The sequence below is a fragment of the Pseudomonas sp. SIMBA_068 genome (assembly GCF_046534705.1).
In the GTDB taxonomy this organism is placed as follows: domain Bacteria; phylum Pseudomonadota; class Gammaproteobacteria; order Pseudomonadales; family Pseudomonadaceae; genus Aquipseudomonas; species Aquipseudomonas putida.
The window spans coordinates 1-243 of the sequence record NZ_JAWRYI010001398.1; the positions used below are offsets into that span (position 1 = coordinate 1).

Annotated in this window: 1 protein-coding gene; it reads right to left on the bottom strand. The window is 52.7% G+C overall.

Features of this window, described 5'->3' with window-relative positions; genetic code table 11:
- On the bottom strand, positions 1-243 hold a 243-nt coding region (locus tag SB756_RS34210), incomplete at both ends, for a glucokinase (protein ID WP_410913773.1).

Sequence of the window (243 nt, forward strand, 5' to 3'; positions counted from 1 at the left end):
TGACCTAAGGTCTGGCGTAAATGTGCACCGGAACCGAGAAGGCCCGGATTGTCATGGACGATGAGATACACCGGAATATCATGGACATATTCTTTAAAGCGCCCTTTATCTTCAAATGCGGCACGGAAACCGGAGGCTTTGAAGAACTCAAGGAAGCGCGGCACGATACCGCCCGCAATAAACACGCCGCCAAATGTCCCGAGATTGAGCGCCAGATTGCCGCCAAAACGGCCCATAATGACG